At 59.7% G+C, this 12,345-nt stretch carries 13 protein-coding genes; 7 read left to right on the forward strand and 6 right to left on the reverse strand.

What is annotated here, in order from left to right; all coding sequences use genetic code 11:
* Nucleotides 1-25: 25 nt before the first annotated feature.
* Nucleotides 26-1,609, reverse strand: coding sequence for a rhodanese-related sulfurtransferase (locus tag RYB66_RS20860; RefSeq protein ID WP_005781760.1), 1,584 nt, complete (start codon nucleotides 1,607-1,609; stop codon nucleotides 26-28).
* On the reverse strand, nucleotides 1,606-2,220 hold the full coding sequence (locus tag RYB66_RS20865; RefSeq protein WP_004667815.1) for a cysteine dioxygenase: 615 nt from the start codon (nucleotides 2,218-2,220) through the stop codon (nucleotides 1,606-1,608). Before RYB66_RS20865 ends, RYB66_RS20860 begins: the two co-directional genes overlap by 4 nt.
* Before the next feature lie 219 nt (nucleotides 2,221-2,439).
* On the opposite strand from RYB66_RS20865, the gene RYB66_RS20870 reads away from it, so the two are divergent.
* Nucleotides 2,440-3,345 carry a LysR family transcriptional regulator gene (locus tag RYB66_RS20870; protein ID WP_004657392.1) on the forward strand — a complete coding sequence of 302 codons (906 nt, stop codon included), beginning with the start codon at nucleotides 2,440-2,442 and terminating at the stop codon, nucleotides 3,343-3,345.
* Nucleotides 3,346-3,406: 61 nt separating this feature from the next.
* Here the strand turns inward: RYB66_RS20870 and RYB66_RS20875 are convergent, their stop codons facing one another.
* Nucleotides 3,407-4,495: an LLM class flavin-dependent oxidoreductase gene (locus RYB66_RS20875; protein ID WP_316883843.1), complete on the reverse strand. Its 1,089-nt coding sequence runs from the start codon at nucleotides 4,493-4,495 to the stop codon at nucleotides 3,407-3,409.
* A gap of 257 nt (nucleotides 4,496-4,752) precedes the next feature.
* On the opposite strand from RYB66_RS20875, the gene RYB66_RS20880 reads away from it, so the two are divergent.
* The 4 genes from RYB66_RS20880 (at nucleotide 4,753) to RYB66_RS20895 (ending at nucleotide 7,688) form a co-directional block, all read left to right on the forward strand.
* Complete coding sequence (locus RYB66_RS20880; protein WP_316895340.1) at nucleotides 4,753-5,610, forward strand: ABC transporter permease; 858 nt, start codon at nucleotides 4,753-4,755, stop codon at nucleotides 5,608-5,610.
* Nucleotides 5,611-5,612: 2 nt separating this feature from the next.
* Complete coding sequence (locus RYB66_RS20885) at nucleotides 5,613-6,419, forward strand: ABC transporter ATP-binding protein (protein ID WP_005731322.1); 807 nt, start codon at nucleotides 5,613-5,615, stop codon at nucleotides 6,417-6,419.
* A 51-nt stretch (nucleotides 6,420-6,470) separates the two neighbouring features.
* Entirely contained in the window at nucleotides 6,471-6,773 is a 303-nt protein-coding gene (locus RYB66_RS20890; protein WP_316895341.1) for a SelT/SelW/SelH family protein, read from the forward strand.
* Between the two features lie 93 nt (nucleotides 6,774-6,866).
* Complete coding sequence (locus tag RYB66_RS20895) at nucleotides 6,867-7,688, forward strand: UDP-2,3-diacylglucosamine diphosphatase (protein WP_002554512.1); 822 nt, start codon at nucleotides 6,867-6,869, stop codon at nucleotides 7,686-7,688.
* A 9-nt stretch (nucleotides 7,689-7,697) separates the two neighbouring features.
* Here RYB66_RS20895 and RYB66_RS20900 read toward each other — a convergent pair whose 3' ends face one another.
* A complete protein-coding gene (locus tag RYB66_RS20900) occupies nucleotides 7,698-8,009 on the reverse strand; it encodes a DUF962 domain-containing protein (RefSeq protein ID WP_002554511.1) in 312 nt (103 codons plus the stop codon).
* Nucleotides 8,010-8,317: 308 nt separating this feature from the next.
* Between RYB66_RS20900 and RYB66_RS20905 the strand changes: the two genes are divergently transcribed.
* The gene (locus RYB66_RS20905) at nucleotides 8,318-9,526 is read left to right on the forward strand and encodes an MFS transporter (protein ID WP_005781768.1); all 1,209 of its coding nucleotides are present in this window, start codon (nucleotides 8,318-8,320) and stop codon (nucleotides 9,524-9,526) included.
* Nucleotides 9,526-10,806 (forward strand): arsenic transporter, encoded by a 1,281-nt coding sequence (locus RYB66_RS20910; protein WP_004665931.1) that lies wholly within the window; start codon nucleotides 9,526-9,528, stop codon nucleotides 10,804-10,806. Before RYB66_RS20905 ends, RYB66_RS20910 begins: the two co-directional genes overlap by 1 nt.
* Here the strand turns inward: RYB66_RS20910 and RYB66_RS20915 are convergent.
* Nucleotides 10,772-11,755, reverse strand: a complete 984-nt coding sequence (locus RYB66_RS20915; RefSeq protein WP_058409673.1) for a DUF1853 family protein — start codon at nucleotides 11,753-11,755, stop codon at nucleotides 10,772-10,774. The genes RYB66_RS20910 and RYB66_RS20915 overlap by 35 nt on opposite strands.
* Nucleotides 11,756-11,836: 81 nt before the next feature.
* Nucleotides 11,837-12,268: a hypothetical protein gene (locus RYB66_RS20920; RefSeq protein ID WP_005744658.1), complete on the reverse strand. Its 432-nt coding sequence runs from the start codon at nucleotides 12,266-12,268 to the stop codon at nucleotides 11,837-11,839.
* Between the last annotated feature and the right edge of the window lie 77 nt (nucleotides 12,269-12,345).

The raw sequence follows: 12,345 nt of genomic DNA on the forward strand, positions 1-12,345 counted from the left end.
GCCAGACACTTATCGTTCCTCACGCTCAAATCACGTAAAACCCGTGCGTCCCGTCCCGGCCCAATTGCTCCACCAGGCCAAACTCCCAGTCCAGGTAGGCCTGCATGGCTTCGCGCGGCGCATCGGTGCCTTCGTACGGGCGGCGATAGCGATCGATGCGTGGCGAGGCCAGTCGGCTTTCGCCATGCTCCAACGGCAGGCCAGCCTTGATCCAGCTGGCGGTGCCGCCATCGAGCAAAAACACCGGCTTGTCGGTCAGCGCTTCGACGTCGGCCACGGCAAAGCGCGCCAGACGGCTGCTGCCACAGGTCAATACGTAGCGGTCGGCGGCAGGTATTTTTTCCAGCGCCTGTTTGAGGTCGGCGCGCAAGGTCCACCAGGCACCGGGAATGTGCTGTTTGACGTAATTGGCGCTGGCGGTGAAATCCAGCACCGCCACCTCGACCTGTGTCTGCCATTGAACAAGCGTCTCGACGCTGATCGCCTCCACTTGCGGTGGCGCAGGGAACGGCGCATCCCAGTCACCCGTTTCGCTGAAGTCTGCTGCATGCAGATCATCGAGCACCGACACGTCCCAGCCCAGTTGCGCCAGCCAGGAAGCCGACATGTTGGCGCGCACGCCGTCGTCGTCCACCAAGGCTATTCGTGCGCCGCGTACGCTGGCGAAGTGATCGGTTTCCTGCACCAGTTGCCCGCCCGGTGTGGAGCGCGCACCGGGCAGATGGCCTTTGGCAAACTCTTCCGGTGTGCGCACATCGAACAGGTACGTGGTGCGCGAAGTCTCGGCTTGCCAACGTTGCAGGTCAGCGCGGCTGGCGCGTTTGACCTTGGCGCGATCAGCCACCTTGCGCGCATCGGCACTGGCGGTTTCGCGGGTTTCCTCACTGACTGCTGCAAAACGCCGGTCTTGACCATGATCCAGCGTCTGACCGGCCAGTAACCAGCCAATCGTGCCATTGCGCAGCGCATTGATCTGATTGGGCAGGCCCGCGTTGACCAGTGACTGAGTGCCTATGATGCTGCGCGTGCGACCGGCGCAATTGACGATGATTCGGGTGTTCGGGTCCGGTGCCAGCTCCCGTGCCCGCAGCACCAGTTCCGCGCCCGGTACGCTGATGCCGCCGGGGATGCTCATGGTCTGGTACTCGTCGTAGCGCCGGGCATCGAGCACCACTACATCGGCGTTGGTGTCGAGCAGGGCCTTGACCTCTTCAGCCGCCAGAGACGGGGTAGCACGATGGTGTTCCACCAGTTCGCCAAACGCCTTGCTCGGCACATTCACATCGATGAACAACTCGCCGCCAGCCTCACGCCAGCCTTGCAGTCCGCCGTCGAGCAGTTTCACATCGCTGTAGCCCAGCGCTTGTAAACGTTGCAGCGCAACCTGCGCCAGGCCCTCGCCATCGTCGTACAGGGTTATGGCTGTGTCGCGTCGCGGGATGCGCGGGAACACCTCCAGCTCCAGCTTCGACAACGGGATGTTCACCGCAAACAGAGGATGGGCCTGGGCAAAGGGTGCCTCTTCGCGGACGTCTACCAAGGCCAGTTCCTGGCGGTCCAGCAATGCCTGACGAACGTCGGCGAATGATCGGGTGGCGGGGGTGGTCATCGGGCGGGGCTCCCTGTTGGCTGATCCTGAGTGGCGTGGGTGATGGCTGCGGCATTCGAATAGCCGGAGATGAACAGTTTTTCTGTGCCGTCCAGGTCGTAGACCGCACGTTTCACGGTGCCAATATCGGCACCGTAAACGTGGATGCTGATCGACACTTGATCGTTGAAAGCATTGCTGACCTGATGCACATCGTTGCTTTTCGGTGACAGCGCTTCGACCTGGCCGGGTTGCAGGCGAATTGCCGGGCCGCTGGTTTCCAGGCGTCCTTGCGCGTTGCGGGTATAGCCCTGTGAATGCTCGGCACCGCGCAGCATGCCGATCAGGCCCCAGACGCGATGGTCATGAATCGGCGTGCGTTGCCCCGGCCCCCAGACAAAACTGACCACTGAAAAGCGCTGCTGCGGGTCGGCATGCAGCAGAAATTGCTGATAGCGGTCGGGGTCGGGTACGGCAAATTCTTCTGCCAGCCAGTCATCGTGGCTGACCAGTTGCGCCAGCAGCTTGCCGCCGCGACGCAACAGATCGCCTTCGTGCGGCTCGCTGCCAATCAGCTCGCCCAGCGCGTCGATAAAGGCCCCGAGTCGTTCCGGGTGTAGGTTCTGAGTCATGTCCATTTCCAGATCAGGGTCAGGGAATGGTTTGATATAAGCATAATATGGATATTTAATATGCTATTTTTTAATGATTAGGTTATAACGAAAACGTCTTTTACTTCCGTGCTGCAATGCGTGAAATCTAGCGTCGGTCTGTTGGACGGGCTATGAATGGACGTCTGCCGGGACTATTCTTTTTGCCTGTGTTTCTTCTCTTCTTTATGTGCGGTCCGAATGAAAATTGATGATATCGATGCGTTCGTTGCAGTCATCCGCTGTCAGTCGATCAGCCATGCCGCTGAATCGCTGGATCTGACCCAGCCGGCGATTACTCGCCGGGTGCAGAATTTCGAGCAGGCCCTTGGGGTCGAGCTGTTCGATCGTAATACCAAGCCGCTCAAGCCAACGCCGATGGGCATCCAGGTGTACCAGAAGTGCCTGGCAATCCTGCGCGAGATGGATGCGTTGCGCGAGCTGGTGGCCAGCGACACGCCGCCCAGCGGCCTGTTGCGTCTGGGTGTGCCGCAAACCATCGGTGACGTGGTGCTGCTCGATGCGCTCAAGCAGCTACGCGGAGAATTCCCGGATTTGCGCGCCCAGGTCAGCACCGGCTGGGGCAGTCACCTGATCGGCAAAATCGAAAACGGTGAGCTGGATGCTGCGGCAGCGCTGTTCCCTGCTGGCAAGATATTTCCGGACAACATCGTCGGTCAGTCAATCGGCAAGATGGAACTGGTGGTGGTCTGCGCCAAGGGGCTGGTGCCGAAAAAGCCCGGCAAGCTGGCGGATTGCTACGAGCAGGGCTGGGTACTCAACCCCGACGGCTGCGGTTTTCGCGCAGGTTTGCAGCGTACGCTGACCGATCAGGGGCTGAGCATGAAGGTCAATCTGGAAACCTTCGGCACCGAGCTGCAACTGGGGCTGGTAGCCGATGGCATGGGGTTGGGTCTGGTGCCAAGGCCGTTGCTGGAGCGCAGCGCTCACCGCGAGCAACTGGTGGTGCTACCGCTCAAGGACTTCAAACCGGTGATGGACCTGTGGCTGTTCTACCCACGTTTCCTGGGCAATCTGCAAGCACCGGTCGAGGCTTTTGGCGCGCTGGTGGCGCGCTCCCTCAAGCCGGTTTCAGCAGCCGCCTGAAAACGTCATTGCGGGCGGGCAGTCTTCAGTCAGAAGCCTCGCCCGCCCGCATGGCGTTGAATCAGGCCACTTGTTCGCGAGCCTGCCGTTCACGCTGAGCCACCAGTGCGCGGGTCAGCGGGATCAGCTTCTTGCCATAATCGATAGCATCTTCCAGCGGGTCGAAGCCGCGAATCAGGAAGGTGGTAATCCCCAGGTCGTAATAGTCCAGCAGCGCTTCGGCGACCTGTTCCGGGGTGCCGACCAGCGACGTGGAATTGCCCTGTGCGCCGAGCAGGCCAGCGATGCCGGTCCACAGGCGCTTGTCCAGACGTGAACCTTGTGCCGCTGCGGCCAGCAGGCGACGCGACCCTTCGTTGGGTGGTTCGCGACGGACAAAGCCGTTACGGTCTGCCAATGCCTTGGCTTTTTCCAGAATGCTGTCGGCGCGTGCCCAGGCTTGTTCTTCGGTGTCGGCCAGAATCGGGCGCAACGACAGGCTGAAACGAATGGTCCGGCCATGTTTGGCGGCTTCGGCGCGCACCTGTTTGACCACATCGCGTACCTGTTCGTACGTCTCGCCCCACAAGGCATAGACGTCGGCGTGTTTGCCAGCCACCGCAATCGCCGCTGCCGAAGAACCGCCAAAGTACAGCGGGATGTGTGGCTGCTGCGGGGACTTGACCAGCGAGTGCGCGCCCTCGAACTGGTAGTAGGTGCCCTGATGATCGAACGGCTTGTCGCTGGTCCATTCCTGACGCACCACGCTGAGGTATTCATCGCTGCGCGCGTAGCGTTCGTTCTTGCCGATGTGGCTGCCGTCGGCGCGCAGCTCCTTGTCGTCGCCACCGGTAATGATATGCACTGCGGTACGCCCGCCATTGAACACGTCCAGCGTCGCAAATTGCCGGGCTGCCACGGTGGGGGAGATGAAACCGGGACGATGCGCGACAAGAAATTTCAGTGTGCTGGTCACGCTGGCGGCATGCGCGGCCACCAGTGTGCTGTCCGGGCTGTTGGAGTGGTACGCGATCAGCGCACGATCAAAACCTGCGTCTTCATGAGCCTTGGCCACTGTCTTCACGTAGTCGGGCTGGATGGTCGCGCCGCTGCGCGGGTGGATTTCAGAACCGGGTTGCGTGGCGATATAGCCGATGAATTCGATGCTCATGAAAACTCCTGCCAATGGTTGAGGTCCGTTCGACCTTGTCGAGAAGCACCATAAAGGCAAGCAGACGAGGCTGTGAAATTCGATTTTGGTCTAAGTTAATTATAAAAAATATGCATTATAAGTTTTATTGGTAATCAAATATTTTAACTATTAGCTTAGAGCTAAATAGAATTTCACTCGGCTTTCTTATGCTCTTAGCATGATGTTCATACTGCGTCGGGTGCGTCATGCCCGATTTGCCCAGAAAGGATGCGCCTATGTCTGACACAACGCTCAACCCCGCCGACTCCGGTTTTCTGCTGGTCAACAAGCCTGAACAGCGTCGCGCCTCTGAACAGCATCGCCAGCGTCGGCAAGTGCCGGGCTCTGTTTTGCGTCTGCTCAGCCCGCTGGCGCTGTTGCTGCTCTGGGAACCGGCCTCACAAACCGGTCTGTTGCCCAGCCGAGTGATCGCCGCACCGTCGCAGATCGGCGGTACGCTATGGTCGATGATTGTTTCAGGCGAACTGGCCGTGCACCTGTGGGTATCGCTGCAGCGCGCATTGCTGGGCTTGAGCATCGGCGTCAGTATTGGTGTGGTCGCTGCATTGATAACCGGGCTTTCCCGGCGCGGCGAAATCGCCCTCGACTCGCCGATGCAAATGTTGCGCACCATTCCGTCGCTGGCACTGGTGCCGCTGTTCATCCTCTGGTTCGGCATTGGTGAATTCACCAAAGTGGCGCTGATCGTGATGGGCACCACCTTTCCGGTGTACCTGAACCTGTTTTCCGGCATCCGCAACATCGACCCGAAACTGATCGAGGCCGCCAACACCTTGGGGCTGAGCCGTCGCGAGCTGATCTGGCACGTGATTCTGCCCGGTTCGCTGCCTTCTTTTTTTGTCGGGCTGCGCTATTCACTGGGTATCTCCTGGCTGGCACTGGTGTTTGTCGAACAAATCAACACCACCGCGGGAATCGGCTTTCTGGCCAGCGATGCCCGCGACTTCATGCGCACTGATGTGATCGTTATCTGCCTGTTGATCTATAGCGTCCTGGGCCTGGTGATCGACGGCATCATTCGCACGCTGGAGCGCTATGCGCTGGCCTGGCGACCGACCTTCGTGAGGAATTGAGCATGGCGACCCTTGAGTTGCGTAACACTTCATCAGTCACGCCCCCGGTTCAGTTGCGTAACGTGGTTCGCCAGTTTGGCCCACAACGGGTGATTGACGGGCTGGACCTGGACATTGCCGCGGGCGAGTTTGTCGCTTTGCTGGGTGCCAGTGGCTCCGGCAAGACCACCTTGCTGCGCACTCTGGCCGGGCTGGACGACATCGACAGTGGCGAGCTGCGTGTGCCGGTGGCACGTGCCGCGGTGTTTCAGGAACCGCGGCTGATGCCGTGGAAAAGCGCCTGGAAAAACGTGGTTCTCGGCCTGCGCATCAACGATGCCAAGGCTCGGGCCGAAGCAGCATTGACCGAAGTCGGTCTGGCCCATCGGCTGAATGCCTTTCCGGCCACATTATCCGGTGGCGAGGCGCAGCGTGTAGCGTTGGCGCGCGGCCTGGTCCGTGAGCCGAAACTGCTGTTGCTCGACGAGCCTTTCGCCGCCCTCGATGCCTTGACCCGCATTCGCATGCACCAGTTGATCATCGACCTGTGGCGCAAGCACACCCCGGCGGTGCTGCTGGTAACGCACGATGTCGATGAGGCGATCCTGCTCGCTGACCGGGTCATCGTTCTGGCCGACGGTAAACTTGCCGATGACATCCGCGTTGACCTGCCACGCCAACGTGACAGCGGGCAGGCCGGGTTTCAGGCAATTCGTAGTCGCTTGCTGGGTTTGCTGGGCGTGAAGACGCAGGCTGCCGATACTGCAACGCAGGAGCCAGCCCACGACGTGACGCTCAGCGCACTGCGTCGTTTCGCCAATGCTCGTTGATCCTGCGCAGGGTGCGTATCATGGGCGTCTGAATTTCTGGAGGGGACGTCCATGTCTGCCGAAAAGCCCGAAGTCATCATCACCTATTGCATTCAATGCCAGTGGCTATTGCGCGCCGCCTGGCTCGCCCAGGAGCTGTTGAGCACGTTCAGTGACGACCTGGGCAAGGTCTCGTTGCAGCCGGGCACCGGTGGTGTGTTTCGCATTACCTGCGATGGCGTGCAACTCTGGGAACGCAAGGCCGACGGTGGCTTTCCCGAGGCCAAGGTGCTCAAGCAGCGGCTCCGCGACCAGATCGACCCGGCCCGTGATCTGGGCCACAACGACCGTCATACTCCCGCCAATTCTCAGTAGTACAGGGCCATTGTCACGACATCGCCACGCACGTGTCACATTCGGTTAACCGGCATGCTCCACTCTCTTGGAAACCCTGCCGGAGGTCATCCCATGACCAGTGCTCAGCTCGCCACACCCAGCCGCAAACAACGCGTGCGCACCTTGTGGATTTCCGACGTTCACCTGGGCACGCGCGATTGCCAGGCCGAGCACTTGTCCGCGTTTCTCAAGCGCTATCAGGCTGACAAGGTGTATCTGGTGGGCGATATCATCGACGGCTGGAAGCTGCGCGGCGGCATGTACTGGCCGCAGGCGCATACCAACGTGATCCGTCGGCTGCTGACCATGAGCAAGCGCGGCACCGAAGTCATTTATGTCACGGGCAACCACGACGAATTCCTGCGTCGTTACTCCAAGTTGGTGCTAGGCAACATCCAGCTGGTGGACGAAGCCGAGCACGTGACGGCCGATGGTCGTCGTCTTCTGGTCATCCACGGCGACCAGTTCGACGTGATTACCCGTTATCACCGCTGGCTGGCCTTTCTCGGCGATTCGGCCTACGAATTCACCCTGACCCTCAACCGCTGGCTGAACCATTGGCGCGCCAAGTACGGCTATGGTTACTGGTCGCTGTCGGCTTACCTGAAGCACAAGGTCAAGAGTGCGGTGAATTTCATCAGCGATTTCGAGGAAGCCATCGCCCACGAATGCGTGAAGCGCGGCCTGGATGGCGTGGTCTGCGGGCACATCCATCATGCGGAAATCCGCCAGGTGGGCGGCGTGGAATACCTCAATTGCGGCGACTGGGTTGAATCCTGTACCGCCCTGATCGAACACCTGGACGGCACTATCGAACTGTTTCGCCTGGCCGACGCGCACTTGAAAGCAAGCCAGCCGGTGGTTCAGGAGCCGGTCAGCGAAACGGTGGCCTGATTCAACCGGCTAGAACGACACCTTGCCCAACAGCATATCGCGGTACATGACGAAATCGCCGAGCAGGCTGTAGAACGGATGCTTGAACGTGGCCGGACGGTTTTTCTCGAAGAAGAAATGCCCGGCCCAGGCGAAGCCGTAACCCGCGACCGGTAACAACCACAACAACCCCCAGCGACCGCTGCCCACACCGAACGCCAGCAGGAAGATCACCAAAGAGGTGCCCACAAAGTGCAGGCGCCGACTGGTACTGCTGCTGTGCTCGGCGAGGTAGAAAGGATAGAACTCGGCAAAGCTTGAGAAACGCTTGATGGTATCCACGGCGCGCACCCTCGTATTGGCCCTTGTTGTTATACACAAATTTAGCCGACTGTCGTGCCGATGTGGAGCGTGGGCATAAGGCATTACCACGCTGAGCGTGGGAACGAGAATCTGAGCCGAACCTCAATCCACCTGACATCACAGAGCCGCTGTGCAGCGCGGAGCAGTTCTCGACCCGTCAGCAAAAACGCAACAAAACATGGCACAGTTGCCCTGAAAAATGGCACATTGGCGCGCCTTGGTACGCGTGACACATCTTGTAATCATCCGTCCGGGGAACCTGAAAACCTTTTTACGGATGAATACCCATGGCGACCAGCGCTCAGCCTGTGACGGCGAAGGCCTCGACCCCCCCTCAAGCCAGCCCGCTGGTGATGCGCATTATTGGTGCCGTTGCCCTTGCTCACCTGATCAACGACCTGATTCAGGCCATTCTTCCGTCGATCTACCCGATGCTCAAGGCCAGCTACGACTTGAGCTTCACCCAGATCGGCCTCATTACCCTGACGTTTCAGATCACAGCATCGCTGCTGCAGCCCTGGGTCGGTTATTACACTGACCGCCATCCTAACCCCCTGGTACTGCCTGTAGGGTCGATCTGTACGCTGGTCGGCATTGTGATGATGTCGATGGTGGGCAGTTTTCCATTGATTCTGCTGGCTGCCGCCTTGATCGGCATCGGTTCGTCGACATTCCACCCGGAAGCCTCGCGTATCGCGAGACTGGCTTCCGGTGGTCGTTATGGGCTTGCGCAGTCGACCTTTCAGGTGGGCGGCAACACCGGCTCCGCGTTCGGGCCATTGCTGGCGGCGGCGATCATCATCCCGTTCGGCCAGGGCAACGTGGCCTGGATCGGCCTGTTCGCATTGTTCTCGCTGGGTTTGCTGTATGCGATAAGCCGCTGGTATCGCGCGCACCTCAACCTGTTCAAGCTCAAGGCAGGCCAGGCGGCCACTCATGGCCTGTCCAGGAAACGCGTGATTGCCTCACTGGCAGTGCTGGCATTTCTGGTGTTTTCCAAGTTCTTCTACATGACCAGCCTGACCAGCTATTTCACCTTCTACCTGATCGAGAAGTTTGACCTTTCAGTCGCCAGCTCGCAGTTGCACTTGTTCCTGTTTCTGGGCGCAGTGGCGGCCGGGACCTTTTTCGGCGGTCCGATCGGCGACCGCATTGGCCGCAAGGCTGTGATCTGGTTTTCGATCCTTGGCGCTGCACCCTTCACCCTGGCCCTGCCTTATGCAGACCTGTTCTGGACCAGCGTGCTCAGCGTGATCATTGGCTTTGTACTGGCGTCGGCTTTTTCCGCCATCGTCGTCTACGCCCAGGAGCTTGTACCTGGCAACGTGGGCATGATTGCCGGGCTTTTCTTTGGCCTGATGTTCGGCTTCGGCGGCATTGGCGCAGCCTTGCTCGGCTATCTGGCTGACAGCCACGGCATTCTGTTCGTCTACACGTTGTGCTCATACCTGCCGCTGCTTGGCTTCCTCGCCATTCTTCTACCCCGGACCAAATAATGCTGATAGCAACGCTGATCTTCCTGTTCACCATTACGCTGGTCATCTGGCAGCCCAAAGGCCTGAGCGTAGGCTGGAGTGCGGTACTCGGGGCGGTTCTGGCGTTGCTGACAGGGGTTGTGCACCTCAGCGACATCGCTGTGGTGTGGGGCATCATCTGGAATGCCACGGCGACGTTCATTTCGCTGATCATTATCACGCTGTTACTGGATGAGGCGGGTTTCTTTGCCTGGGCCGCGCTGCATGTGGCGCGCTGGGGCAAGGGTAAGGGACGTCGTCTGTTCGCCCTGTTCGTGCTGTTCGGTGCGCTGGTATCAGCCTTGTTCGCCAACGACGGTGCCGTGCTGATTCTCACGCCTATCGTCATTGCCATGATGCTGGCGTTGCGCTTCTCCGCTGCGTCGACCCTGGCATTCGTCATGGCGGCCGGCTTCATTGCCGATACGGCCAGCCTGCCGTTGGTGGTATCGAACCTGGTGAACATCGTTTCGGCGGATTACTTCAAGATCGGTTTCAACCGTTACGCAGCCGTCATGGTGCCGGTGAACCTGGCCAGTGTCGCCGCCACTCTGGCCGTGCTGATGTGGTATTTCCGTCGGGATATTCCCAGCGAGTTCGAGCCCGAACATCTGGACAAGCCCGAAACGGCTATCCATGACCGCGCTACGTTTCTGGCCGGTTGGGCCGTACTACTGATTTTGTTGGTGGGCTGTTTCGCTCTTGAGCCGCTGGGCATCCCGATCAGTGCGATTTCGTCGGTCTGCGCGTTGCTGCTGCTCGCCATTGCCGCCAAAGGGCATACGATCAAGACGCGCAAGGTGATGAAAGAAGCACCGTGGCACATCGTGGTGTTTTCGCTGGGTATGTACCTGGTGGTTTATGGTCTGCGCAACGCCGGACTCACCGGTTATCTGGCCAGTCTGCTGGACTGGTTTGCCGGCTATGGCATCTGGGGCGCAGCGATGGGCACCGGCGTCATGACGGCGTTTCTGTCTTCGATCATGAACAACATGCCCACCGTGCTCATCGGGCTGCTGTCCATTGATGCAAGCCATGCCAGCGGGGCCATTCAGGAAGCGATGATCTACGCCAACGTGATCGGCAGCGACCTGGGGCCAAAAATTACCCCGATCGGCAGTCTGGCGACGCTGCTCTGGCTGCATGTGCTGGAGCGCAAGGGAATCACCATCAGTTGGGGCTACTACTTCAAGGTCGGCATCGTACTGACCGTGCCGGTGTTGCTGATTACACTGGCTGCGCTGGCACTTCGATTGAGTTGAGCAGGTGGCTGGTGTCGGCCAGATTCGGCCACATGTCCGACACCAGAAACAAGCGCTCGGCTTCTTCCCAGTTGCCCTCGGTATTCTCTTTCAGGCGCACCAGCAATTGCGCCGGAGCCAGCGGGTCGAGTTCGGCCAGCCAGTCGCGCAGTTGCTGATCGCTCCACGCATCGTGGTAAAGCGCTGGTGCCAGCCAGGCATGACGCGGCAGGGGCTGCCAGCGTCCGGGGCTGCTCTGCGCCACAAACGGTTTCCAGTCACGTTGATGCAACCAGCGGCCCTTGAGATGCTGCGGGTGAACACCAGCGGGCGATTCGCATGAGCCTGGCCACGGATACAGCAGATAACCGCCCAGCCACAACTGCGCGCTGAAGGCCTCGACACCCAGCGCTGCCAGGGCGGCGCGGCTTTCCGGACGTGCAGACATCGGCAACTGATGCTGGCTCAGGTGGGCAAGCTTGCGGTCCAGCCGATCCTGGCAGCCAGGCCCCAGCCAGCTGGCCGGGTCGCGGCCGTCTCCGTCCTGCGGCCCTAGGTAGAGCTTGATTGCCAGTTCGACGTGATGCACGCCTTCACGATCACGCAGCAGCATGTCCAGTTCGCCCAGCGTCTGGCTGCCGAGCCGGATCGGCAGGTTGGCGGCAATGATCTCTACCCCCGGCGCGTGCTGCACCGCGAACTGCCAGAGCCGCTCGTAATAGCGGCCCAGCCGGCGTGTGGTTGCCAGCGCCAGCCAGTCTTCCAGCGGGCGACTGTCACGGTCGAGTTGCCAGAGAAAGTCTGCCAATCGCTGCGGGTGCTGTACCCAGTCACTGCCCGCCAGCGGATGACGCTGTGGCCACGGCGCCACTTCAAGCATGGGCGGCGCGAGGATCACCCAGGCAAGGTCGCGCACTTCGGAGTGCCGTAGTTGGCGGGGGAGGTCGATCAGGCTTGGGAATAGAGTCATTTGCCGAGGATAGCGTGAGTTGAGGTGCAGCAGGGTGCTGATGTGCAGGTGAGCTGATTGTGAAGGCGAAAAGATGCGGTGCTATCCAACGGGCCTGGCCAGCCCGAGAAAATCAGCGTCTTCACCGGGACAAGGCGAGAATCGCTTGACGTCGGTTGCCCCTTTGGCGTTCAGGTCGATGCGGCCGTTGGCATCTATGAAGATTGTAGTCTCTGGCCATTGTGGATCTATGTTCACGCAGCCGCTGAATGTTGAGTTGTGCCAGAAGAAATACATGAAGAATTTCTTTTTTTGAAATATGTGGCCGCTGTCCCCAGTTGCTCCTCCAGGCTCTATGCCACCTCTGCTTATGCGATGATCGGTAATCCATGTGTAGCTAAGCTCTCCGTCTGCCTTGTCTGAGTAATAGACGCTTACGTAGGGCGTAGCGAAATCCCATAGTGCGAGGATGAGAAAGGTCGCCGTTAACTTCGGCCAGCGGGCAATGGCGTGTATCAGGATTTTTCGGTTCATGCAGTGCCCTCGCTTTCAGTCGCGTTGAAGCATGAGTGCACTCTTACTCCTTTACCCCAACTGCTCTTGGGTATCTG

This window comes from Pseudomonas syringae group sp. 243L2 (genome assembly GCF_032587875.1).
In the GTDB taxonomy this organism is placed as follows: domain Bacteria; phylum Pseudomonadota; class Gammaproteobacteria; order Pseudomonadales; family Pseudomonadaceae; genus Aquipseudomonas; species Aquipseudomonas amygdali.

Bases quoted from the DNA above. Each gene is read 5' to 3' on its own strand.
- RYB66_RS20895 (WP_002554512.1), top strand. From the start codon at position 6,867: ATGACCAGTGCTCAGCTCGCCACACCCAGCCGCAAACAACGCGTGCGC.
- RYB66_RS20890 (WP_316895341.1), top strand. From the start codon at position 6,471: ATGTCTGCCGAAAAGCCCGAAGTCATCATCACCTATTGCATTCAATGC.
- RYB66_RS20920 (WP_005744658.1), bottom strand. From the start codon at position 12,268: ATGAACCGAAAAATCCTGATACACGCCATTGCCCGCTGGCCGAAGTTA.
- RYB66_RS20910 (WP_004665931.1), top strand. From the start codon at position 9,526: ATGCTGATAGCAACGCTGATCTTCCTGTTCACCATTACGCTGGTCATC.
- RYB66_RS20885 (WP_005731322.1), top strand. From the start codon at position 5,613: ATGGCGACCCTTGAGTTGCGTAACACTTCATCAGTCACGCCCCCGGTT.
- RYB66_RS20870 (WP_004657392.1), top strand. From the start codon at position 2,440: ATGAAAATTGATGATATCGATGCGTTCGTTGCAGTCATCCGCTGTCAG.
- RYB66_RS20915 (WP_058409673.1), bottom strand. From the start codon at position 11,755: ATGACTCTATTCCCAAGCCTGATCGACCTCCCCCGCCAACTACGGCAC.
- RYB66_RS20865 (WP_004667815.1), bottom strand. From the start codon at position 2,220: ATGACTCAGAACCTACACCCGGAACGACTCGGGGCCTTTATCGACGCG.
- RYB66_RS20880 (WP_316895340.1), top strand. From the start codon at position 4,753: ATGTCTGACACAACGCTCAACCCCGCCGACTCCGGTTTTCTGCTGGTC.
- RYB66_RS20905 (WP_005781768.1), top strand. From the start codon at position 8,318: ATGGCGACCAGCGCTCAGCCTGTGACGGCGAAGGCCTCGACCCCCCCT.
- RYB66_RS20860 (WP_005781760.1), bottom strand. From the start codon at position 1,609: ATGACCACCCCCGCCACCCGATCATTCGCCGACGTTCGTCAGGCATTG.
- RYB66_RS20875 (WP_316883843.1), bottom strand. From the start codon at position 4,495: ATGAGCATCGAATTCATCGGCTATATCGCCACGCAACCCGGTTCTGAA.